Here is a 22,231-nt window from a genome sequence, read left to right as displayed (position 1 = left end):
GTGAGAGATGCGTTCGTTCGACGAGATCTGGAAAATTGCCGCCGATCGCAAGGGCGGGGATGCGGCGGTGGAAGCGGCGCTGCAATATCCGAAGACACGAGACGAGATCGCCGCCACGCCGGATGATCGATTCCTCGCCACCATGACCCGGTGCATCTTTCAGTCCGGCTTCAACTGGAAGGTCGTCGAGGCCATGTGGCCCGGTTTCGAGGCGGCCTTCGGCGGCTTCGACATCGGCCGCTCTGCCATGCTGCACGACGAGGATTTCGAACGGCTGGTTTCCGATACCCGCATCGTTCGGCACGGACAAAAGATCCGCTCGGTACAGGAGAACGCCGTCTTTCTGTCGGACCTGGCCCGAGAGCACGGCAGCGCCGCGCGTTTCTTCGCCGATTGGCCGACCGAAAATTACATGGCGCTTCTCGACCTGCTGAAAAAGCGCGGCTCGCGGCTCGGCGGCAATACCGGCCAGTACTTCCTCCGTTTTGCCGGAATTGACAGTTTTATCCTGTCGCAAAGCGTGGTGAACCGGCTGATCGCCGAGGGCGTGGTCGACAAGGCGCCCTCCTCGGCCAAGGACAAGGTCGCCGTGCAGGCGGCCTTCAACACCTGGCGGGCGCAATCCGGCCGTTCGCTGACGGAAATCAGCCGGGTGCTGGGCATCAGCATCGACTGAGGGTCCCGCGCCTATGGCCGGACGAACTGCGTCCGCATCGTCTCGACCCGGCTGCGGCAGCAACAGCCTTCGATATGGTCGTTGACCAGGCCCATGGCCTGCATGAAGGCGTAGACGGTGGTCGGCCCGACGAAGGACCAGCCACGCTTCTTCAGGTCCTTGGACAGGCGCGCCGAGGTCGGCGAGGTCGGGTTGGCCCTGAGCGTCGCATAGTCCATGCGCGCCGGCCGCTCTTCAGGCGTCGGTTCGAAGCTCCAGAAATAGCGCGAAAGCGATCCGAATTCCGTCTTTAGATCGACCGCATGGCGGGCATTGTTGATGGTCGAGACGATCTTGCCGCGGTGGCGCACGATGCCGGTATCGGCAAGGCAGCGGGCAATGTCGTCGTCATCGAACAGGGCGACCCGGTGGAAATCGAAGCCGGCAAAGGCCGCGCGGAAATTCTCGCGTTTGCGGAGGATCGTCAGCCATGAGAGGCCCGACTGGAAACCTTCGAGGCAGATCTTCTCGAAGAGCCTGATGTCATCGGTGACCGGACGACCCCATTCCTCGTTGTGGTAGCGGCGGTAGTCCTCGAGCCCCCCGTGCCAGAAGCAGCGGTCCAGTCCATCCTCGCCGGTGATCAGCCCCGTCTTTTCCATGCACATCGATTCCCTTTGCTGTCCGCGTCTCGTTTACCATTTGTTCACTGTTTTTCCAAACGGACCGCTAACCCTGATGAAAGGTTTACGCGCACGGCGGCATTTTCATGAACAGGCATTTACCAATTGTCGCGACGGCACTGGCACGATCGGACCCCAGAGCCAATCCAGGCTTGCCTCCTCGGTCCCATGTAGCGAGTCGTCCGATGTTCGAGAAATCCGTCTTCCTGGCCGCCCTTGTCGGCCTTTCCGTCGCCCTTCCCGCCACTCAGCCGGCCTTTGCCGGCGAGCGCTATCAGTCGCGCCCGCCGGTGATCGTCAGCCCTGACCTTTCGGCCCCCTGGGTCATGCAGCTCGGCGGTGCGGCGCGTCCGGTGGTCTACGCGCCGCGTGCCGTGCAGCCGCAGGTACGAACCTATCAGCGCCAGGTTCAGCGCCGTGCGCCGCAGGCAAGCCTGATCCAGCCCGTCGCCGCCCGGGCGAACAAGCCGATCCGCACGCAGATCGATCCGATCTTCCTGCCGCAGACAGTCTCCTACGAGAGCGGGCACAAGCCGGGCACCATCGTCATCGACACCAACAACCGCTTCCTCTACCTGGTGACCGGCAACGGCCAGGCGCGACGCTATGGCGTCGGCGTCGGAAAGCCGGGCTTCGAATGGGCCGGCAAGCACAAGATCACCGCCAAGAAGGAATGGCCGGACTGGACGCCGCCGAGCGAGATGATCTCCCGCGAGGCGGCCAAGGGACACTACCTGCCCGCCCGCATGGACGGCGGCCCGGAAAATCCGCTCGGCGCGCGCGCCATGTATCTCGGCTCCACGCTCTACCGCATCCACGGGACCAATGCCCCCTGGACGATCGGCAGCGGTGTATCCTCGGGCTGCATCCGCATGCGCAACGAGGACGTCGTCGATCTCTATGAACGCGTCGGCGTCGGCACGACCGTGATCGTCATGTAGAGAATCTCCCTGTTCTTGCCGCAGCAAGTGTCGCCCGGGCATCTGTCAATTTTTGATGAGACAATGCTCGGGGACTTGCATCGGCACGAGAGTCGGCTAGTCTCCCAGCCCTTATGATTTGGGGGATTTCACCATGAAGAAGTACTTGGTCGCCTTGGCGGCCGCATCGATCGCCATCGGCAGCTTCGCCGTTCCGGCTTCCGCCGGCACCTTGAGCGCCAACCATCCGGCCGCCCCCGGCGACGTCACGCTCGTCGTCCAGCAGAAGAAGCCGGCCGAAAAGTTCAAGCGCCGCGTCGTGCGACTGCTGACCGACGAAAAGCCCGGCACGATCATCATCGATACGAACAACAAGTTCCTCTACTACATCGAGGGCAACAACCGCGCGACCCGCTACGGCGTCGGTGTCGGTCGCGAAGGCTTCGGCTGGTCCGGCGTGGTCAAGATCGGCCGCAAGGAAGAATGGCCGACCTGGCGCCCGCCGGCCGAGATGCGCCGCCGCGAAGCCGCCAAGGGTCACAAGCTTCCGGTGGTGCAGGAAGGCGGCATCGACAATCCGCTCGGCGCACGTGCCATGTATCTCTACAAGGGCGGCCGCGACACGATCTTCCGCATCCACGGCACCAACCAGCCCTGGACCATCGGCCTCAACATGTCGTCCGGCTGCATCCGCATGATGAACAAGGACGTCGAGCATCTTTACGAGCGCGCCGGCGTCGGCAGCAAGGTCATCGTCATCGGCCCCGGCAACCGTCAGGGCGACGTGAGCTTCGAGGACAAGGGCATCGACATCCTGCGGACCATGTTCGGCGGCTGATTGCAGAGCCACGCATTTCATGAGGCGCGGGAAGCCATAGCTCCCGCGCTTTTTTTTGACCAACCCGGCCTGGCCACCCACCTCGTCGGCCAACCGATCGGCAATTGCGGCGCACACAACGGCCACCAATTTGACGAACGCCAGGAAATTAACCCCAGTTTCGGTCGTTCCGAAAACGGTGATGCAAATTGGGAACAGACTTGGCGCGGAAAATCGATTATCAAACATATCGAACATCACCAGATTCGCGGATCGCACTCATGAACACCAAGCTTCGCACCCTGCTCGGCGCCACTGTCGCGGCAAGCGTCCTCGCCCTGTCCGCCCCGCTGGCCAATGCCGAGATGGCGATCTCCGCCTATGGTGGCTTCCAGTCGGCTCCGCACAGCGACGTCGATGTCTCCGACGGACCCGATTTTACCGCCGGCTGGGAAGGCCGTTCGTTCGAGATGCCGCCCTATTACGGCGTGCGCGGCACCTGGTGGATGGAAGAGATCGGCCAGCCGAACCTCGGCGTTTCGCTCGATTTCACCCATGCCAAGGTCTATGCCGACGACGACACGCTCGCCGAAACCGGCTGGGACCACTTCGAATTTTCCGACGGCATCAACCTTCTGACGCTGAACGCGCTCTATCGCATGCCGATCGAAGGCACCAAGTTCGTGCCCTATGCCGGCATCGGCGCCGGTATCAACGTTCCGCATGTCGAAGTGACGCGCGCCTCGGGCACGACCTTCGAATACCAGCTCGGTGGCGCAACCGTGCAGGCACAGGCGGGCATCGCCTACCAGTTCAACGACAACTGGTCGACCTTCGTGGAATACAAGGGCAACTATTCCTGGGTTGACGTCGACATCGACAGCGGCGCGACGCTCAAGACCGACATCATGACCAACGCCATCAACGCCGGCATCAGCTTCCACTGGTAAGCCCGGCGGCCTTCGGCGGCCTGCCTACTTGATCTCGCAGAATATCGCGGCCTCGTGCGACACCGGAACGGTGCGCGGGGCCGCTTTCTTTTTGTCGGCACTGCTGACGGTCAGCATGTAGCGCCCGCTGAAGCGATCGGGGTCCTTGACCGTGGATTTCGTCACCACCGACAGTTCGAAGGTCTCGAAGGGGTTGGCGTCACGGGTGTCGGTGTAGATCTGCAGGCGCAGGTCGTTGCCGTCCATCCACGCCTGCTTCAGCATGGCCGAATTGAGCTTGAGATTGCGAAAGGCGGCGGGCGCCTCGGGGCTCTTGATGTCGGTGATCCCGCGGAAATGCACCAGCCTCTTGCCGTCGCGCGCAGCAAATGCGCTTTCGATCGACATTTTCACAACGTCGTCGGCCGCGGCGCAGTAGATCCGCGTCGCCCCGACTGCCGGCAGCGCGCTTGCCAGCAGCAGCATACCGCCAATGATAGCCTTCATGGACATCAGATTCTTCCTCCCGGAACCTTTCGGCCCCATTTCAGAATGCACTCTATCAGCATCGCCTTAATGGATTCCGACCCGCTGACCGGAGTCGGCACAGGTTCGCTGCTCCATTTTGAGCCATGCTCACGTTTCCGGGAAGTCAGGCGCCAAGCTTTGCCGGCCTTTCGCCGCCATAGGCCCAGTCGAGCAGCTCGATCGTGTGGACGATCGGCACGGCGGTGCCCGAACCGATCTGCGTCATGCAGCCGATATTGCCGGCGGCAATCACGTCGGGCTTGGTCGCCTCGAGGTTCTTGACCTTGCGCGCCTTCAACGTGGCGGAAATCTCCGGCTGCATGATGTTGTAGGTGCCGGCAGAACCGCAGCAGAGATGGCCCTCCGCCGGATCGCGGACGGTGAAACCGGCATTCTTCAGCAGCGTCTTCGGCACCATGGTGATCTTCTGGCCATGCTGCATCGAGCAGGCCGAGTGATAGGTCACGGTCAGGTTCTTTTTCTCCTGCACCGGCAGGTCGAGCGTCGACAGATATTCCGTCACGTCCTTGGCGAGCGCCGAGACGCGCCTCGCCTTCTCGGCATAGGCCGGATCGAGCCGCAGCATGTGGCCATAATCCTTGATCGTCGTGCCGCAGCCGGAGGCGGTGATGACGATTGCGTCGAGCCCGCCCCTGTCGATCTCGCGGGTCCAGACGTCGACATTGCGCCTTGCGCTGTCGAGCGCCTGGGTCTCGCGGCCCATATGATGGACCAGCGCGCCGCAGCAGCCCTCGCCTTCCGGCACGACGACCTCGACGCCGAGGCGGGTCAAGAGCCGAATGGTCGCAGCGTTGATGCCCGGATCGAGCACGGGCTGGGCGCAACCGGTGAGGATCGCCACGCGGCCGCGCTTCGCAGCCTTCGGGGCATGGGTCGCCGGCCGGGCACTGTCGCCGGCGGCCGGAATGCTGCGCGGCGCGAGATCGAGCATGGCGCCCATCGGCCGCAAGGCCGGGATGCGCTTGAACAGGCCGGCGAAGGGACGCCCCAGGCGGGCAAGGCCGAGCGCCGCGCGGAAACGGGCCGGATAGGGCAGCGTCATCGCCAGGATGCCGCGCGTCAACCGGTTGATCAGCGGCCGCTTGTAGGTCTTCTCGATATGGATGCGGGCATGGTCGACCAGATGCATGTAGTCGACGCCGGACGGACAGGTGGTCGTGCAGGCGAGGCAGGAGAGACAGCGGTCGATATGGGTGACGACCTGCTTGTCGGCCGCCCGGCCGTTCTCCAGCATGTCCTTGATGAGATAGATGCGGCCGCGCGGGCTGTCGAGCTCGTTGCCGAGGGTCACATAGGTCGGACAGGTGGCCGTGCAGAAGCCGCAATGCACGCATTTGCGCAAAATGCCCTCGGCCTCCGCGACATGCGGATCGGCGAGCTGTTCGGCGGTGAAATTGGTCTGCATCAATAAGCTCCTTGCGAGGCCCGCAGCCCCTCACCCTGACCCTCTCCCCGCAAGCGGGGCGAGGGAATTCATACCCACCACGTCTCGGGCTTGGCGATCGGTTCGCCGGCGGTTGCCTTCTGCAGGCCGATGATGCAGCGGACGACGATCCAGACCGCCGTGCCGATGGCCAGCAGGACGCCGATGACGGCCAGCGAGAGGATGGCTGAGACCACACCGTAGAGCAGGCCGATCCAGAAGGTGCGGATGGCATAGGTGTAGTGGCTGTCGATCCAGCCGCCCGCCTTGCCACGGTTGAGATAGGCGAAGACGAGGCCGATGATGCCGGAAATGCCGATCAGAAAGCTGAGGAGATAGAGCGCGTAGACCAGTTGCACGTTCAGCTTGCCCGGCTCCAGCCAGCTGTCCGGCTGGCGCGGATCAGGCGAGATCATCGGATCACTCATGCGATTTCTCCTTTTGCCATGCGGCCCGGGTTGAAGATGCCGCGCGGATCGAACTTCTCCTTCACCCGCTCAGAAAGCAAGGCGACGGCCGGCGATTGCGGTTCGAAGGCCGGAACCTGGGCTCGCACGGCGTCCGTCGCCCGCACCAGCGTGGCGTGTCCGCCGCCTGCGGCCTTGATGTAACGCCGCAGCAGTTCGGCTTCCGGATCGCCTTCGAGACGCATCCACACCAGTCCGCCCTGCCAGTCGTAGAAAGCGTCGATGCCGGCTTCCAGGCGAAGGGCGGCGACCAGCTTCCAGCCCTCGGACGGGGCGACCGAGACGCGCCAGAGCGGCCGCATCGTGCCGTCGGCGTAAGGGTGGACATCGCGGATCTCGCGCCAGAGCGCCAGCGTGTCGGCGTTTTCCAGCCGGGAGACGGGTCCGAACACCGCCATGGCGGATGCCAGCGTTTCGGAGCGAACGGCAACGGAGGCCTCCAGCCCTTCGAGGCGGAGCACGGTGGCAGAACCGTCCGGCAGGCTTCCACCAAGGAAACGGCCACGCACGCTCTCCGGCAGGTGGGCGGCGCCCGATACCTCGACCGACATCGCCATCGCCGCCGCCATGGCGCGGACCGCCTGCTCGTCCTCGAGTCCGGAGAGCACGATGGTGACCGCCGTCTTCGGCGCCGGCAAGACCTTGAAGGTCACTTCGGTCAGGAAACCGAGCGTGCCGTAGGAGCCGGCCAGGACCTTGACCAGATCGAGGCCGGTGACGTTCTTCATCACCCGCCCGCCAGCCTTGACGATTTCGCCATGGCCGTTGACGAAGCGCACGCCGAGCAGATGATCGCGAGCGGCACCGGCGGCGAAGCGGCGCGGCCCCGACGCGTTGACGGCAAAGAGGCCGCCGATGGTCGGCTCGCCTAATGTGCCCATCATGCCGCGATGATCCGGCGGCTCGAAGGCGAGCGACTGGCCGTTGACGGCCACCGCCGCCGCAATCTCGGCGGCCGGTGTGCCGGCGCGGGCGGTCAGCACCATTTCGGCCGGGTTGTAGGCGACGATGCCGGACAGGCCGGAGGAGTTAAGCGCGGTCGCATTGGCGGTCAGGGCATTGCCGAACCCGGCGCGCGTTCCGCCACCGGAGATGGCAAGCGGCGCGGAGCGTTCCGCGTGATCGCGGATGAGGTCCGCGGCTTCGGCTTCGGTTACCGGGGTCAGCATGTGGCGCCCCCGATTCGAAGGGCGAGTTTGGCGCACCCACCTGCTGCTGTCCGGATACGCCCGGCGTCGCGTGCCTGGATACCCCCCTCTGCCCTGCCGGGCATCTCCCCCTCAAGGGGGGAGATCGGGTGCGTTTGGCCTCTCGCCTTGATTTTCACGTTTCTGACGGACCCTGATTGTGGCGCACTCGTGCGCTTGCCGGAGATCGGGCGATAACCGCTTTTCGATCTCCCCCCTTGAGGGGGAGATGCCCGGCAGGGCAGAGGGGGGTAGGCGACCGTCGTCACGAAGAACATTGGCAGGCTTGCAGAATCTGTCACGCGGCCGTCCTCCCATCGAGCGGAAACACCTTGGAGGGATTCAGCGTCCAATTCGGATCGAAGGCGGCGCGCACCGCCATCTGCTGGGCGAGATCGGCCTCGGCATATTGATGGCGCATCAGGTCGCGCTTCTCGATGCCGACGCCGTGTTCGCCGGTCAGGCAGCCGCCGGCGTCGACGCAGAGCTTGAGGATCTCCATGCCCGCCGCTTCCGCCTTGGCCGCGTCTTCCGGGTCGTTGATGTTGTAGAGGATCAGCGGGTGCATATTGCCGTCGCCGGCGTGGAAGACATTGGCGACGCGCAGGCCGAAGCGGTCGGTGATCTCCGAGGTCTTCTTCAAAACATAGGCCAGCTGGCTCAAGGGCACGGTGCCGTCCATGCAGATATAGTCGGCGATGCGGCCGGTCGCGCCGAAGGCCGATTTTCGGCCCTTCCAGATCAGCGCCGATTCCATCGCCGACTGGCTTTCGCGCACGGTCTTGACGCCATGGCGCTTGGCGATCTCGACGATCGAGGCGAGCATGGCTTCCATCTCGGCCTCGGAGCCCTCGACCTCAATGATGAGCAAGGCTTCGACGTCGAGCGGATAGCCCGCATGGGCAAACGCCTCGCAGATCTCGATCGCCGGCTTGTCCATGAATTCGATGGCGACCGGCACGATGCCGGCGCCAATGACATCGGCGACGCAGGAACCGGCCGATTCAGCGCTGTCGAAGCCGAACAGCACGGGGCGCGCGCCTTCGGGCTTGGCGATCAGGCGCACGGTGGCCTCCGTGATGACGCCGAGCTGGCCTTCGGAACCGCAGACGAGGCCCAGCAGGTCGTAGCCGGCGCTGTCGAGCGCCTTGCCGCCCAGCTCGATCACAGTACCATCCACCAGCACCAGCTTGACGCCGAGCAGGTTGTTGGTGGTGACGCCGTATTTCAGGCAGTGGGCGCCGCCCGAGTTCATGCCGATATTGCCGCCGATCGTGCAGGCGAGCTGCGAGCTGGGATCGGGCGCGTAGAAGAATCCATCGCCGCCTACGGCATCGGAGATGGAGAGGTTGGTAACACCCGCCTGGACGGTGGCGCAGCGATTGGCATAATCAATATCGATGATCTTCGTCATCGCCGAGAGGCCGAGCACGACCGCATCTTCCTGCGGAATGGCGCCGCCCGACAGCGAGGTGCCGGCGCCGCGCGGCACGACCGGGATATTGTACTTGTGACAGTATTTCAGCACTGCCGCGACCTGGGCCGTGGTTTCCGGCAGGACGACCGCGAGCGGCCGACGGCGATAGGCGATGAAGCCGTCGGTTTCGAAGGGAACGAGTTCGATCGGTTCGTGCACCAGCCGCTCGGGCGGCACGAGTTCCGCGAGGTCGGCGACGATCTCCTTGCGGCGCGACAGGATCGCGGCATTCGGCTCCAGAAATTGGATGGCTTCGGACATGGATCCCTCCCCTGGCTCAGGCCATTTCGGCATACACCGCGCAGCCGCCGCCATCAATTGGTATTCTTTCTTTACCACTTCAACCAAAGTCGCGCAAATGCTATGGACTTATGACAAAATCGGAAGGAGTGGATTCGGCCCATGACCAATCTCGGCGACCTCGAAGTCTTTGTGCGGGTGATCGCGGTCGGCAGCATGTCGACGGCGGCGCGGGATCTCGGGCTCTCGCCGGCCGTCGTGTCGAAGCGCATCAAGCGGCTGGAGGACCGGCTCGGCACGCGGCTCCTGCAACGCACCACCCGGCAAATCTCGCTGACCGAAGCCGGACAGGGGTTTCACGAGCGGGTGATTGCCGTTCTTGCCGGGCTGGAAGAGGCGGAAGCCTATGCCTCGGGGCGTTCTTCGGAAGTGGCGGGCACGTTGAAGGTCTCGGCGCCCACCTCTTTCGGCCGGCTGCATATCGCGCCGCATCTGAAGACGTTCATGGAGGCCCATCCGGATCTCACCATCCATCTGGTGCTGTCGGACGAATTCACCGACATTGTCGGCGGCGGCTTCGACCTTGCCATCCGCATTGCCGAACTGATGGATTCGACGCTGGTGGCCCGGCGTCTGGCACCTGTGCGCCGCATCCTCTGCGCCTCGCCGGACTATATCGCCAGCCACGGCGCGCCGGAAACGATCGAGGACCTGAAACGGCATCACTGCCTGCCGGCGCACAACTACGATGCCTGGAAGCTCGAAGGTCCGCAGGGCACACTCAGCGTCCGCCCCGACGGCATGCTGATCACCAATTCGAGCGAGGTCATCCGCGAGGCGGTGATCGCAGGGCTCGGCATCGCGTTGCGCTCGACCTGGGACATCGGCCCTGAACTGAAGACGGGCAAGCTGGTGCAGGTGCTGCCGGCCTATGAGGGCTCGCGCAATGTCTCGCTCTCGGCGGTCTATCCGAGCCGCCAGTTCCTGCCGGCCAAGGTGCGCCTGTTCATCGATTTTCTTGCCGACCTCTACGGTCCCGTTCCCTATTGGGAACGTTGAGCCTGCGGATCACCGCAGGGCTTCAGGCACATTGCTCCAGAAGCCGAACTTCTTCGGATGGGTGCGGCGCAGATCGGCGAGGAAATCGTCATGATGCTGGAGGCGGGCGTCAGCCGGCAGATGCGGCACGAGACGGACCAGTTCGTCGAGGTAGCGCGCCGCATGCGGATAGGCGACGCCGATGCCGCGGCGCAGGATGTCGTTGATCAGCACCCGGTAGAGCACGGTCGCGGCCAGCGGCTGCTGGTCGGCCAGGGCCTCGGCCGCCGGCGCGAGATCCTCGTAGTAGCGGCCTTCCCAATCGTCGCGGTGGCGCAGCACAAGCGCCGCGGCGCGATCGAGCCGCGGCCAGGTCACGAAGAAGTCGAGCGCGCCGTAGATGTCCTCGGCATCCTCGACCAGGGCGAAGGCCCGGTCCATTTCGTCGAATTCGGCGAAATCGTCGAGCTTCGACAGATAGAGCTTGAGGATCGCCGGATCGAGCGTCTCGACAAATTCCCGCCAGCGCAGTTCCTGGGCATCGCCGCGCCGTTTCAGCTTGTCGAGGATTTCGGCTTCCAGCATGCGGCGTTCCCGGGCCCCATATTCCGGGCCGACGGAGGTCAGCTCGCCGCCAACGGCCAAAAGCCGCATGCCGGTCGGGCGGCGGCGCACCCATTCCAGCGCCTCTTCATGGCGGCCGGCGCGCTGGAGCAGAGCCGCGACCGTCAGCGTATCGCGGCGGTTCTCCGCCTTGCCCTCTTCGAGCGCCACATAGGCGTCGACGTCGCCCTGGCGGAGCGCGATCGCCTGGAGGAGATCGAGCGCGCCGAGCTTGCCCGGCTCCTTCGGCATGGCCTCGGCGAGCAAAGCCTTCCACGCCGTCGCGGCGGGGGTGCCGATTACGCCGGTCAGTTCATGCAGGAAGCCCGTGTGCTCGCCATAACGGTCGCGCCGGCGCAGCGTCTCGAACTGCGGCACCAGCGGCACCTGGTCCTGCGCGTTCAGGGAGCGGATCAGCTCGGCCGCCGCCGCTTCGGCGTCGTCGAACACCTTCCACAGGCGGGCATTGTCGGACACCAGCCGCGCCGAGATGGGGAAGCGCAGGGCGAGGAAACGCAGGATGCGCTCCGCGCCGCCCGCCGCATCGACGCCGCCGAGTTCGGAGAGAATGGTGCGCACCATACCGGCGAATTCGATGGCGAGATCCTTGGCGCGGGCATTGTTGATCCGCGTCTTCGCCTGCTCGTGCGTGTCCAGCCGGCGGTCGATCAGCCGCGCCATTTCCGCCGGGCCTGCCTCGCCGGCCAAGGCCGCCTCAAGCCTAGCCTTCAGGGCCTTGTTGGCCGAGGCTTCCTCCAGCAGGATCTCGACCAGCTTGTCGAGGCCAAGGCCGCTCAAGCCTTTCTTGTCGAGTTTCGCACGTTTCTGCCGGGTCATTCCATTTCGCTTGTGCCGTTCATTGCCTTCAGTCGCTTATATCAGGCGGACGGTTACCGCGGGCAAGGGGATTTCGCGCACCCCGTGACCAGATCCCCCATGTGGAGGCGCGTCGCGCTTTTCACGACATTGAAAACAGTACCATATTATGGTATCAACTCGATCATGAAGCGGAAGCACCGCGCCACACTCGAACAGATCTTCTCCCGTCCGGTCAGCGGTTCCATCCGTTGGGCGGACATCGAAGCACTGTTCATTGCGCTCGGCGGCGAAGTCACAGAACGGGAAGGCTCCCGCGTCGGTGTCTTCCTGTTCGACCAGATCCGAGTGTTCCACCGCCCCCATCCCTCGCCCGATACCGACAAGGGCGCGGTGGCCAGTATCCGCAAGTGGCTTGAAGAGAATGGAATTGTACCATGAACAACATCATCGAGATCGAAGGCCTGAAGGCGGTCGTATCGCTCGATCCGGAACTCGGACTGCTGCGGGGCGAATTTCTCGGCCTGAACGGCGGGGCCGATTTCTATGCCGACAGCATCGACAGGCTTCGGCAGGAAGGCGCGACCTCCCTTAAGATATTCTTGGAGATGTGTGCGGAGAAAGGCATTACCCCCTACCGCCAGTTCTCCGGCAAGTTCAATGTCCGCCTCGATCCGAAGCTTCACGAGGCCGCCGTGCTGGCAGCGCGCGCCGAACAGAAGAGCCTCAATGAATGGATCTCCGGCGTCATCGAGGACGCGGCCGGGCACTAAGAACAGCGACGCCATTTGCACTCCGCACGATCTCGCCCTAATCTGCGCGACAGGAGAAAGCCCATGACCGTCACCGTATCGCTGAGCGCTGAACTGGAGGACTTCGTCGCAAAGAAAGTGGCCTCCGGTGAGTTCGCCTCGCCAGGCGACGTCCTTACGGCGGCTCTCGGACTGCTTCAGGAGCGCGACAATCTGGACGCTCTTTCGACGGAAACGCTCAAGCGTGCGTGGACGGAAGGCATTGCCAGCGGAGATTTTCGGCCGCTTGATCTGGCTGCCCTGAAAGCCGAAGCGCGTAGACAGCATCAATCCAAGAGTTAGGCGATGACGCGCATCCTCTGGTCGTCAAAAGCCCGGAGCGATGTGTCGGACATCTGGCTATGGCTTGCCGAAACCGCAAGTCCGGCAATCGCAGATGACAAACTGGACCGGATCGCGGAGCGGGTCTCTGTGCTGGCCACCCATCCGTTGCTCGGCCCGGTCCGCAAGGACATTGCGGATAACGCCCGGATGCTCGTCTGCGACCGCTGGCTCGTTCTCTATCTCATCGCGGACGATGGGAATGTCCACGTCGTCAGGGTTGTCGATGGCGCACGCGATCCGGCGACAAGCAGCGAGGACTTCAATGCCCCTCGCCGTGGCTCTTCCTGATCCGCCTCACCACCCACCAGACGCCCAGCACGGCCAGCGGCACGGATAGCCCGGTGATCACCGCCGGGTCGACCGGCAGGAGGTCGTGGCTGATGGCCTTTGCGCCATAACCGATCAGCCCGACGATGTAATAGGAGATCGCCGCGACCGAGAGGCCCTCGACCGTCTGCTGCAGGCGCAGCTGCATTTCGGCGCGGCGGTTCATGGTCGTGAGCAGGTCGGAATTCTGCCTCTCCAGCTCGACATCGATCCAGCTTCGAACGAGGCCGGTCGCGCGTGACAGCTTGCGCGACAGGTTGGCCAGCCGCTCCTCGACCGACTGGCAGGTGCGCATGGCCGGCGCGAGGCGCCGTTCAAGGAACGACCCCAGCATTTCGTAGCCGGGCTTCGGTGCCTCATCGAGCGCCTTGATGCGCTCGCGCACGATGCCGTCATAGGCGCGGCTTGCGCCGAAACGGTAAAGGCTGAGCGCCGCATTGGCCTCGAGTTCGGCGGCGAGGCGGGTCAGTTCCGCCAACATGGTGTCCGCTTCCGCGCGCGCGTGGGCCTTCATGCGCTGGGTGACGGCCGTCAAGCCGTCCTCGATCCGGCGGATGTCCGGCGAGAGCGTCTGCGCCAGCGGCAGGCCGAGCATGGCGAGCGTGCGATAGGTCTCGATGTCGAGCAGGCGCTGCACCAGTGCGCCCCGCCCTGCCTCGGAAAGACTGCGGTCGACGACGAGAATGCGGGTCAGCCCGTCGCCGTCCTGGCGGAAATCGGTGAGCACGGTCGCCTGGCCGTTCTTGACGTCGCTGTAGCAGAGGCTCGTCAGATCGAAGAGCTGCATCGCCGCCTCGATCTCCGGGCCGTCGCGGCGGATCTCCAGCCGGATGCCCGACATCAGCGGACCCGGCGCGGAAAAGCCGTCGCCGAAGGGGTGAACGAGGATTTCGCCGCCGAAGGTATCCGGCAGCGGGCCGTCCCAGAACCAGGTGGAGAATTCGGTGTGGCGCTCCCAGCGCAGCGTGCCCTGCCCCCAGGGCATGGCATGGTGGCGGGCATTACGATCGGGCACGGCCACGCCGCGGGATCGTGACAGTTCGGCAAGCGCACTGTGATGCACGGCCGACCCGCCGTCCATCATGAAGGCCAGTTGCACGATCACGCGTTCCGATTTCACCAGCGCATAGGGCCGCGCGTGGATCTCCCCCAGCGCCAAAGCCCGCTCCGGCGACACCGGAAATGCGAAACTACCCTTCCCCATCAAGCCAGTCTCCCTTGTACCATGCCTGCCTTCCTAGCAAATGCGCGGAGCGAGCGGCAGGGGGCCAGTTTGATGCAGGGAGCAAAGATGGCAAGCGATTGCGCCACCGCGGAAAAACCAGTGCGCAAAAGTCATACATTAAAACATAGTAATGTATGTATTTATGCGTTGTTGGCGAAGACGAAGTCGACAAGAATGAATCTCGAGCACGCAATCGCCATCGCCCCCGGGGTCGAACGGCGCGTTGGTGCGAACAGCGATATCGGCAGCACCTGTCCCGCCTGCCGAACAATGGAGAGATCCCATGAAGCGACTTGTTCCGGCAACCCTGCTTGCCCTTGCGATCGGCCTGCCCGCCTTTGCCGGCGAGGTCGGCGACTTCGAAACGAAATTGCGCGCCGCCTATGGCGACTACCGCACGGCCCTGTTCACCACCAACATGGGCAAGGCCCCGGAATCGACGGCCTCGCTCGGCAAATTCGCCAAGGCCTGGTCCGCACTTTCCGCCGAGCCCGCGCCGCCGCAATATGCGGATGATGGCAAATACGCCGAAACGCTGGCGGCCGTGAGCAAGATCACCGAAGCCGCGACCGCCGAAGTCGCGGCCGGGGAGCTTCCCAAGGCACATGGTACGCTGGAAGGTATTCGCGACCAGATCGGCGACCTGCATATCCGCAACGACATCTACAGCTTCTCCGACCGGATGAACGCCTATCATGCCCGCATGGAAGAAGTGATCGCGCTCGATCCGGCAGACGCCGCCGGCGTGCATGCAGAATCAGCCGTGCTGAAATACCTGCTCAGCGTCATTGTCGCCCATCCGCCGAAGGAGGCGGATCAGAGCTACAAGGAACTGCTCGGCGCCGTAGAGGCAAGCGTGGCGAAGCTGGAAGACGCCTCCAGGAGCGGCGATGCCGCAGCAATCAAGGCTGCCATCGGCGGGCTGAAGGCTCCCTATTCCAAGCTGTTCCTCAAGTTCGGCTGAACGCGGCGACCGGGGCGGCTTGCCCCGCGCACCGCGCCCGTTTCGCGACTGACGAAACGCAACTGGACAAATTAATTGACCAATCCCTCGGCGACTTGCTAAAAAGCCGCCGAGGGAGAATGTCGTGACGGACAAGGACGAAGGGCTTTTCGCCCAGATCAGCCACAGCCGCACCGCGAGCGAAGTGGTTCAGCAGATCGAAATGCTGATCCTCGACGGGGTCTTGCGCGACGGAGACCGGCTGCCCGGCGAACGCGATCTCGCCCAGGATCTCGACGTATCCCGCCCGATCGTTCGCGAAGCACTCAAGGAACTCGAAGCCCGCGGCCTGCTGGTTTCGCACCATGGGGGCGGCACCTATGTCGCCGACATCATCGGCCAGGTCTTTTCCAAGCCGATCACCGAACTGATTTCCCGCCATGCCCGCGCCACGCGCGACTATCTGGAATATCGCCGCGAACTCGAGGGGCTCACCGCCGAGCTTGCCGCGAAGCGCGCCACCGACACCGACCGGGCACTGCTTTCGCGCATCGTCGACGACATGAAGCGGGCACACGAGAGCGGCAATCCTGAAGAGGAGCTGACGGCCGACGTCGAGTTCCACAATGTGATCGGCGAAGCGGCCCACAACATCATCCTGCTGCACACCATGCGCGCCTGCTATCGCCTTCTGTCGGAAGGCATCTTCTTCAACCGCAAGGCCGTATTCGCGCTTGCCAATGCGCGCGAACGCCTGCTGGAGCAGCATCTGGCCATCCATGCGACGATCCTTTCGGGCGACGGCGATGCGGCCAAGCGTGCCGCCCAGGCGCATATCGATTTCGTCATGCAGGCGGTCGAGGAATCTGCCCGCGCCGACGAATGGGGCCGGGTGGCGAAGCTTCGGCTCATCCGCCGCGACAACAATCCCCAAGGCTCACGAACCTCCCGCGGCAGCGGCCCGGACAAGACGGAGACATCCCGATGACTGCACCTCGATCGCGTCCGCGCGTCGGCCTGTTCGCCACCTGTCTGGTCGATCTGTTCCGCCCGAGCGTCGGATTTTCCGCCGCAAAGCTGATCGAGGATGCGGGCTGCGAGGTGCATGTGCCGATGGCACAGACCTGCTGCGGCCAGCCGGCCTATAATTCCGGCGACCGCAAGGATACCCGCGCACTGGCGATCCAGGTGATCGAACTGTTCGAGGGCTATGACTATGTCGTCGCGCCCTCCGGCTCGTGCGCCGCCATGCTGAAGCACCATTATCCGGAAGTCTTCAAGGGCGACGTCAAATGGGAGGAGCGCTGTCGGCGCTTCTCGGACAAGGTGTTCGAGCTCGTTTCCTTCCTGACCGACGTGATGTTCGTGCCCAAGGTGGACGCGGCCTTCGAAGGCAGCGTCACCTATCACGACAGCTGTTCGGGGCTTCGCGAACTCGGTATCGAGAAGCAGCCGCGCAAGCTGCTGGCGACCGTCGAGGGGCTGGAGCTCAAGGAAATGGCCGGCAGCGACGTCTGCTGCGGTTTCGGCGGCACCTTCTGCGTCAAGTATTCCGATATTTCGGGCACGATCGTTTCCAAGAAGACGGCGAACATCACCGCGACCGGCGCCGACATGCTGCTCGCCGGCGACATGGGCTGTCTGATGAACATGGCCGGCAAGCTGAAGCGCGAAGGTTCGACCGTCGAGGTCCGCCACGTCGCCGAGGTTCTGGCCGGCATGACCGACAGCAAGCCGATCGCCGGCTCGGCCAAGTGAGGGATTGAGAGCCATGCAGTTCACCTCCCCGCAGTTCAAGGTCAACGCCGCCCGCGCACTGCACGACCCGCAGCTGCAGAAGGCCCTGCAGAATGTCGAGAAGGGCTTCATCGCCAAGCGCGCGGCCGCGGCCGCGGCGCTACCGGAATTCGATGCCCTGCGCGACAATGCCCGCGACATCAAGAACCATACGCTCGCCCATCTCGACCTTTATCTGGAAGCCTATGAGCAGAAGGTCACGGCGGCCGGCGGGCATGTGCACTGGGCGGAAAGCGCCGAGGATGCGCGCCGCATCGTCATGGACATCTGCCGCAGGGTGAAGGCGAAGACCGTCACCAAGGGCAAGTCGATGATCACCGAGGAGATCAACCTCAACGAATTCCTCGAAGCCCAGGGCGTGGAGCCGGTCGAGACCGACCTTGGCGAATATATCATCCAGCTGCGCGGCGAGCATCCGAGCCACATCATCGCCCCGGCGGTGCATCTCAACAAAGAACAGGTGGAGGAGGATTTTCGCCGCGTCCACACCCATCTCGACGTCGATCGCGACCTGACGGCACCGGAATCGCTGCTGTCGGAAGCGCGCGAGGTGCTGCGCAAGCGCTATTTCCAGGCCGATGTCGGGATCACCGGCGCCAATTTCCTGATCGCCGAAACCGGCTCCTCGGTGATCGTCACCAACGAGGGCAATGGCGATCTTACCCAGACGCTCGGCAAGGTGCATGTCGTGGTCGCCTCGATCGAAAAGATCGTGCCGACGCTGGAGGACTGTTCGCAGATCCTGCGCCTGCTCGCCCGCTCGGCGACCGGCCAGGACATGTCGGTCTACACCACGTTTTCGACCGGCCCGAAGCGGGTGGAGGATCCGGACGGTCCGGACGAATACCATGTGGTCCTGCTCGACAACGGCCGCACCTCGATGCTCGGCACGGAATTCCAGGAGATGCTGCGCTGCATCCGCTGCGGCGCCTGCATGAACCATTGTCCGGTCTATCACGCGGTCGGCGGCCATGCCTATGGTTCGGTCTATCCGGGGCCGATGGGCGCGGTGCTGACGCCGTCGCTGTTCGGCGTTGAGCAGTCGGCCCACCTGCCGAACGCCTCGACCTTCTGCGGCCGCTGCGAAAGCGTCTGCCCGATGCACATTCCCTTGCCGAAGATGATGCGGCACTGGCGCGAGCGGGAGTTCGAGCGGCACCTGACGCCGGCTTCCGCCCGCTACGGCCTCTCCGTCTGGGCCTTCTTCGCCAGGCGGCCGAAGCTCTACCGCATGGCAACCTCGCTCGCGGCCTCGATGCTGTCGCTGATCGGCGGCGCGAACAAGCGGATCCCGGCGCTGCCGCTCGCCGGCGGCTGGACGAAGTATCGCGACCTGCCGGCGCCCGAAGGCCAGACCTTCACCCAGGCCTGGGCGGCGCGCCAGGCAAAACGGCAGGGAGCATGACCATGGACGGCAGAACCGCTATTCTCTCGAAGATCCGTGCTTCGCTGAAGGCTCCCACCGCCGACGACGAACGACACGCGGCCGTTGCCGCCCGGCTTGCCCAGACGCCCAAGGGCATCATCCCGGCGCGTGGCCAGTTGCCGGCGGAAGAGCGCCTCCAGCTGTTCCGCGCCATGGCGGAGAAATACAACGCGACGACCGAACGGATCGAGGAGATCAACGCCCTGCCCGCCGCGGTGTCCGCTTATCTGATGGGCCGCAATCTGCCGGCCGCGATCCGTATCGGCGCCGATCCCCGCCTGGCCGCAGCGCCGTGGTCGGCGGAGGCGACGCTGGAAATCCGCCACGGTGCATCCGATGGCGAAGATCTCGCCGCGGTCAGCCATGCCTTCGGCGCCGTGGCCGAGACAGGTACGCTCGCGGTGCTCTCCGGCCCCGACAATCCGGTGACACTCAACTTCCTGCCCGAGCACCATATCGTCGTCCTTGCCGCCGACGAGATCGCCGGCGACATGGAGACCATCTGGGCGCGGCTTCGCGCAGCGCAAGGCCCGGCCATGCCGCGCACGGTGAATTTCATCACCGGACCGTCCCGCTCGGCCGACATCGAGCAGACCCTGCTGCTCGGCGCACATGGTCCCAGGGCGCTGCACATCGTCATCGTCGGCGCTGCTCAGACGCATTGACCCCGGCTTCCGGCGGCGCCCCCACGGGCGCCGAACGGCTCTCACATCAACAATGGGGTTCTCCTCTTGGGGAACAATCCCAGTTCCGGCTCGTTTGCCCACAGCACGTCCGGAATGAAATTTGTATTGTGAGAGATTATGACAAGCTACATCGATGTGAACGCGGCGCCGCGGATCGCGCTCGTCTCCACCCATGGCTATGTCGCCGCCCAGCCGCCGCTGGGGGCTGCCGACACCGGCGGTCAGGTCGTCTATGTCATCGAACTGGCAAAGAAACTGGCCCAGCTCGGCCACAAGATCGACATCTATACGCGTCGTTTCGAGGACCAGCCGGAAATCGACGAGGTCGACGCAGACGTTCGGGTCATCCGCATTCCCTGCGGCGGCCGGGACTTCATCCCGAAGGAGTATCTCCATCGGCATCTCAACGAATGGAACGAGAAGGCGCTGCGCTACATCAAGCGCGAAGGTCTCTCCTATCTCTTCATCAACAGCCACTACTGGGACGCCGGCGTCGCCGGACAGCGGCTCTCCGAGGCGCTCAGCATTCCGCATATCCACACGCCGCATTCGCTCGGCCTATGGAAAAAGCGGCAGATGGAGACCGACTATCCCGAGCGCGCCGACAGGTTCGAAGCGGAATTCAACTTCAAGGAACGCATCCAGCACGAGCTGATCGTCTACCGCAGCTGTCAGCTGGTGGTCGCGACGACGCCGATCCAGCTCGACATGCTGATCGACGACTACGGGCTCAGCCGCAATCGCGTGCACATGATCCCGCCCGGCTATGATGACAACCGCTTCTATCCGGTGTCGGAAGCCTCGCGTCAGATGGTGCGCCAGCGGCTGGGCTTCGAGGGCAAGGTGGTGCTGGCGCTCGGCCGGCTTGCCACCAACAAGGGCTACGATCTCTTGATCGACGGCTTTTCCGTGCTGGCCAGCCGCGTGCCCGACGCCCGGTTGCGCCTCGCGCTCGGCGGCGAAAACCTCGACGCGCAGGAACAGGGCATTCTCGACGGGCTGAAGAAGCAGGTGGCCGATCTGGACCTAGCCGATCGCGTCGACTTTACCGGTTTCGTCCCGGACGAGGAACTGCCGGACTATTACCGCGCCGCCGATCTCTTCGTGCTGTCGAGCCGCTACGAACCCTTCGGCATGACGGCGATCGAGGCGATGGCGAGCGGCACGCCGACGATCGTCACCATCCATGGCGGGCTGTTCCGCGCCGTCAGCTACGGACGGCACGCGCTCTATGCCGATCCCTTCGACAAGGAGGATCTGGGCATCACCATGATGAAGCCCTTCCGCCATCCGCGCCTGAGGGACCGACTGTCGCGCATGGGCGCCCACAAGGCGCGCAGCCTGTTCACCTGGACAGGTATCGCCCAGCAGCTGGTGGCGCTGGTCGAGGGCCGGCCGGCGGCACAGGCGCTCGAGGAGGCCGATTGGGCGGAACCATGGAACGACGGCGATTGAAGCCGGTGCGGCTGTTCTCCTCCGACCTCGACGGGACGCTCGCGGGCAATCGCGACGCCTCCCGGCGGTTCGCGGCGTTCTGGCAAGGGCTCGCCCCGGAGACGCGGCCGCTGCTCGTCTATAACAGCGGCCGACTGGTCGACGACATCCTGTCCTTCATCGTCGAGGAAGGCCTACCGCCCGCCGACCTGGTCATCGGTGGGGTCGGCACGATGATGGCCGGCGATGCGCTCGACGGATTGCAGGCGGAATATGCCGATTTCATCGGCGGCAGCTACGACGCGGCGAGCATAGCGAACCTTGTCAGCGACTTTCCCGGGATCGAACCGCAACCGGACCGCTACCAGCACGATCACAAGTCGAGCTGGTATCTGCACAGCGCCACCACGGAGCGGCTTTCGGCGCTGGAACAGCGGATCGCGGGCGGGGAGATGCGGGTCAAGATCGTCTATTCGAGCGATCGCGATCTGGATATTCTCCCGGCCAATGCCGACAAGGGCAATGCCCTCGTCTGGCTCTGCGGCAAGCTCGGCGTGCCGCTGGACGAAGTTGTGGTTGCGGGTGACACGGGCAATGATACGGACATGTTCCTGCTCGACGGGGTGCGCGGCATCATTCCCGCCAACGGCCGTGACGAACTCAGGCGGCGCTTTTCAGAGGATGGCCGGGTCTACCAGGCGAGAGGAAAAGAGGCCGACGGAGTGATCGAAGGCCTGCGCCATTGGCTTGGGAACAGCGCTGGGCCGGCCTGACCAAAATTAGGTGTATCCGTCGAAATGCTTGACGAAAGGGCATGGGCTCACAAAATTGCCGGGAATGCAGCGCTGTCGTGCATAGACTGATTGATTGTCAGCGAATCAGAGTAAGCTTACCCAGAAAGAACGGGGTGTTTCCAACCTTGAGCATGATGAGCCGGATAGCGTCCGACGTACAATTGATGCTGCGGCGCCCGCCCCGCCAGCAATACGCGGCGCTGTGCTTTCGCAAACGCAAGAAGCAGCTCGCACCCGAGGTTCTGCTCGTCACCAGCCGCGACACCGGTCGGTGGGTCATCCCCAAGGGCTGGCCGATGCCCGGCAAGAAGTCGCATGCCGTCGCGGAACGCGAAGCCTACGAGGAGGCCGGCGTGAAGGGCAATGTTTCGCGCGAGCCGCTCGGCTACTACACCTATCACAAGGGACTGAGCGACGGGCTGAAGGTCACCTGCCGCGTTCAGGTCCATGCCCTTGAGGTGAAGGAACTGCTGAAGGACTTCCCGGAAAAGGGAACCCGCCGGCTGGAATGGGTGAGCTGCGAGGAGGCCGCGGCCCGTGTGCAGGAACCGGAACTCAAGGTGCTGTTCCATGCCTTCGCCCAGAAGCTGATGAATGGCTCGGCCACGCCCAGCCCACTGCCCGAATCCCCCTAGTTCCGCGGGACTTCGCGCGCTTCC

General features: G+C 64.2%; 26 protein-coding genes. 18 read left to right on the top strand and 8 right to left on the bottom strand.

From position 1 onward, the window contains the following. Nucleotides 1–7 precede the first annotated feature (7 nt). Complete coding sequence (locus L867_RS0110015; protein WP_028736754.1) at nucleotides 8–676, top strand: DNA-3-methyladenine glycosylase I; 669 nt, start codon at nucleotides 8–10, stop codon at nucleotides 674–676. Nucleotides 677–687: 11 nt separating this feature from the next. On the opposite strand, the gene L867_RS0110010 is transcribed toward L867_RS0110015, so the two are convergent. Beyond that, nucleotides 688–1,317 (bottom strand): DNA-3-methyladenine glycosylase I, encoded by a 630-nt coding sequence (locus L867_RS0110010; protein WP_028736753.1) that lies wholly within the window; start codon nucleotides 1,315–1,317, stop codon nucleotides 688–690. Between the two features lie 206 nt (nucleotides 1,318–1,523). Here L867_RS0110010 and L867_RS0110005 point away from each other — a divergent pair, with 206 nt between their 5' ends. From L867_RS0110005 to L867_RS0109995, 4 genes are all read left to right on the top strand, one after another. Continuing rightward, complete coding sequence (locus L867_RS0110005) at nucleotides 1,524–2,279, top strand: L,D-transpeptidase (RefSeq protein ID WP_028736752.1); 756 nt, start codon at nucleotides 1,524–1,526, stop codon at nucleotides 2,277–2,279. Between the two features lie 133 nt (nucleotides 2,280–2,412). Beyond that, nucleotides 2,413–3,096: a L,D-transpeptidase gene (locus tag L867_RS0110000; RefSeq protein ID WP_028736751.1), complete on the top strand. Its 684-nt coding sequence runs from the start codon at nucleotides 2,413–2,415 to the stop codon at nucleotides 3,094–3,096. Next, the gene (locus L867_RS27335; RefSeq protein WP_146086605.1) at nucleotides 3,097–3,360 is read left to right on the top strand and encodes a hypothetical protein; all 264 of its coding nucleotides are present in this window, start codon (nucleotides 3,097–3,099) and stop codon (nucleotides 3,358–3,360) included. Further along, entirely contained in the window at nucleotides 3,357–4,025 is a 669-nt protein-coding gene (locus L867_RS0109995) for an outer membrane protein (RefSeq protein ID WP_037173069.1), read from the top strand. Before L867_RS27335 ends, L867_RS0109995 begins: the two co-directional genes overlap by 4 nt. 24 nt (nucleotides 4,026–4,049) lie before the next feature. Here L867_RS0109995 and L867_RS0109990 read toward each other — a convergent pair whose 3' ends face one another. The 5 genes from L867_RS0109990 to L867_RS0109970 all read right to left on the bottom strand — a co-directional run bounded on the left by L867_RS0109990 (nucleotide 4,050) and on the right by L867_RS0109970 (nucleotide 9,368). Continuing rightward, the gene (locus L867_RS0109990; protein WP_028736749.1) at nucleotides 4,050–4,517 is read right to left on the bottom strand and encodes a hypothetical protein; all 468 of its coding nucleotides are present in this window, start codon (nucleotides 4,515–4,517) and stop codon (nucleotides 4,050–4,052) included. Nucleotides 4,518–4,656: 139 nt separating this feature from the next. After that, on the bottom strand, nucleotides 4,657–5,958 hold the full coding sequence (glcF, locus tag L867_RS0109985) for a glycolate oxidase subunit GlcF (protein WP_028736748.1): 1,302 nt from the start codon (nucleotides 5,956–5,958) through the stop codon (nucleotides 4,657–4,659). A 68-nt stretch (nucleotides 5,959–6,026) separates the two neighbouring features. Next, a complete protein-coding gene (locus L867_RS0109980; RefSeq protein WP_028736747.1) occupies nucleotides 6,027–6,404 on the bottom strand; it encodes a DUF4870 family protein in 378 nt (125 codons plus the stop codon). Next, complete coding sequence (gene glcE, locus L867_RS0109975) at nucleotides 6,401–7,612, bottom strand: glycolate oxidase subunit GlcE (protein WP_028736746.1); 1,212 nt, start codon at nucleotides 7,610–7,612, stop codon at nucleotides 6,401–6,403. Before glcE ends, L867_RS0109980 begins: the two co-directional genes overlap by 4 nt. 316 nt (nucleotides 7,613–7,928) lie before the next feature. Then, on the bottom strand, nucleotides 7,929–9,368 hold the full coding sequence (locus L867_RS0109970) for an FAD-linked oxidase C-terminal domain-containing protein (protein WP_028736745.1): 1,440 nt from the start codon (nucleotides 9,366–9,368) through the stop codon (nucleotides 7,929–7,931). Between the two features lie 141 nt (nucleotides 9,369–9,509). Here L867_RS0109970 and L867_RS0109965 point away from each other — a divergent pair, with 141 nt between their 5' ends. Then, nucleotides 9,510–10,406: a LysR family transcriptional regulator gene (locus L867_RS0109965; protein ID WP_028736744.1), complete on the top strand. Its 897-nt coding sequence runs from the start codon at nucleotides 9,510–9,512 to the stop codon at nucleotides 10,404–10,406. A 9-nt stretch (nucleotides 10,407–10,415) separates the two neighbouring features. Here L867_RS0109965 and L867_RS0109960 read toward each other — a convergent pair whose 3' ends face one another. Next, nucleotides 10,416–11,825, bottom strand: coding sequence for a DUF6880 family protein (locus L867_RS0109960; protein ID WP_028736743.1), 1,410 nt, complete (start codon nucleotides 11,823–11,825; stop codon nucleotides 10,416–10,418). 165 nt (nucleotides 11,826–11,990) lie between these two features. Here L867_RS0109960 and L867_RS0109955 point away from each other — a divergent pair, with 165 nt between their 5' ends. The 4 genes from L867_RS0109955 (at nucleotide 11,991) to L867_RS24985 (ending at nucleotide 13,228) form a co-directional block, all read left to right on the top strand. Next, on the top strand, nucleotides 11,991–12,245 hold the full coding sequence (locus L867_RS0109955; protein ID WP_028736742.1) for a type II toxin-antitoxin system HicA family toxin: 255 nt from the start codon (nucleotides 11,991–11,993) through the stop codon (nucleotides 12,243–12,245). After that, nucleotides 12,242–12,577, top strand: a complete 336-nt coding sequence (locus L867_RS0109950) for a type II toxin-antitoxin system HicB family antitoxin (RefSeq protein ID WP_028736741.1) — start codon at nucleotides 12,242–12,244, stop codon at nucleotides 12,575–12,577. Before L867_RS0109955 ends, L867_RS0109950 begins: the two co-directional genes overlap by 4 nt. 63 nt (nucleotides 12,578–12,640) lie before the next feature. Then, the gene (locus tag L867_RS0109945) at nucleotides 12,641–12,898 is read left to right on the top strand and encodes a ribbon-helix-helix domain-containing protein (RefSeq protein WP_028736740.1); all 258 of its coding nucleotides are present in this window, start codon (nucleotides 12,641–12,643) and stop codon (nucleotides 12,896–12,898) included. A 3-nt stretch (nucleotides 12,899–12,901) separates the two neighbouring features. Next, nucleotides 12,902–13,228: a type II toxin-antitoxin system RelE/ParE family toxin gene (locus L867_RS24985; RefSeq protein WP_051438914.1), complete on the top strand. Its 327-nt coding sequence runs from the start codon at nucleotides 12,902–12,904 to the stop codon at nucleotides 13,226–13,228. Here L867_RS24985 and L867_RS0109935 read toward each other — a convergent pair. After that, nucleotides 13,200–14,471 carry a DUF3422 family protein gene (locus L867_RS0109935; protein ID WP_028736739.1) on the bottom strand — a complete coding sequence of 424 codons (1,272 nt, stop codon included), beginning with the start codon at nucleotides 14,469–14,471 and terminating at the stop codon, nucleotides 13,200–13,202. The two genes, L867_RS24985 and L867_RS0109935, sit on opposite strands and share 29 nt — an antisense overlap. Nucleotides 14,472–14,775: 304 nt before the next feature. Between L867_RS0109935 and L867_RS0109930 the strand changes: the two genes are divergently transcribed. The 8 genes from L867_RS0109930 (at nucleotide 14,776) to L867_RS0109895 (ending at nucleotide 22,207) form a co-directional block, all read left to right on the top strand. Beyond that, a complete protein-coding gene (locus tag L867_RS0109930; RefSeq protein WP_028736738.1) occupies nucleotides 14,776–15,456 on the top strand; it encodes a hypothetical protein in 681 nt (226 codons plus the stop codon). Between the two features lie 124 nt (nucleotides 15,457–15,580). Continuing rightward, on the top strand, nucleotides 15,581–16,423 hold the full coding sequence (locus L867_RS0109925) for a FadR/GntR family transcriptional regulator (protein WP_028736737.1): 843 nt from the start codon (nucleotides 15,581–15,583) through the stop codon (nucleotides 16,421–16,423). Continuing rightward, nucleotides 16,420–17,193 carry a (Fe-S)-binding protein gene (locus L867_RS0109920; protein WP_028736736.1) on the top strand — a complete coding sequence of 258 codons (774 nt, stop codon included), beginning with the start codon at nucleotides 16,420–16,422 and terminating at the stop codon, nucleotides 17,191–17,193. Before L867_RS0109925 ends, L867_RS0109920 begins: the two co-directional genes overlap by 4 nt. 13 nt (nucleotides 17,194–17,206) lie before the next feature. Beyond that, nucleotides 17,207–18,637: a LutB/LldF family L-lactate oxidation iron-sulfur protein gene (locus tag L867_RS0109915; protein ID WP_028736735.1), complete on the top strand. Its 1,431-nt coding sequence runs from the start codon at nucleotides 17,207–17,209 to the stop codon at nucleotides 18,635–18,637. A 2-nt stretch (nucleotides 18,638–18,639) separates the two neighbouring features. Beyond that, entirely contained in the window at nucleotides 18,640–19,323 is a 684-nt protein-coding gene (locus L867_RS0109910; protein WP_037173064.1) for a LutC/YkgG family protein, read from the top strand. 138 nt (nucleotides 19,324–19,461) lie between these two features. After that, on the top strand, nucleotides 19,462–20,799 hold the full coding sequence (locus L867_RS0109905; RefSeq protein WP_028736733.1) for a glycosyltransferase family 4 protein: 1,338 nt from the start codon (nucleotides 19,462–19,464) through the stop codon (nucleotides 20,797–20,799). Beyond that, entirely contained in the window at nucleotides 20,781–21,551 is a 771-nt protein-coding gene (locus tag L867_RS0109900) for an HAD-IIB family hydrolase (protein WP_037173062.1), read from the top strand. Before L867_RS0109905 ends, L867_RS0109900 begins: the two co-directional genes overlap by 19 nt. Nucleotides 21,552–21,697: 146 nt before the next feature. Next, nucleotides 21,698–22,207 carry an NUDIX hydrolase gene (locus tag L867_RS0109895; protein ID WP_181141532.1) on the top strand — a complete coding sequence of 170 codons (510 nt, stop codon included), beginning with the start codon at nucleotides 21,698–21,700 and terminating at the stop codon, nucleotides 22,205–22,207. Nucleotides 22,208–22,231: the final 24 nt, after the last annotated feature.

Origin of the sequence: Paenirhizobium selenitireducens ATCC BAA-1503, assembly GCF_000518785.1 — a bacterium.
Lineage (GTDB): Bacteria > Pseudomonadota > Alphaproteobacteria > Rhizobiales > Rhizobiaceae > Allorhizobium > Allorhizobium selenitireducens.
Note: the sequence above shows the minus strand (reverse complement) of the source record. Positions and strands in the feature narration are given on the sequence as shown.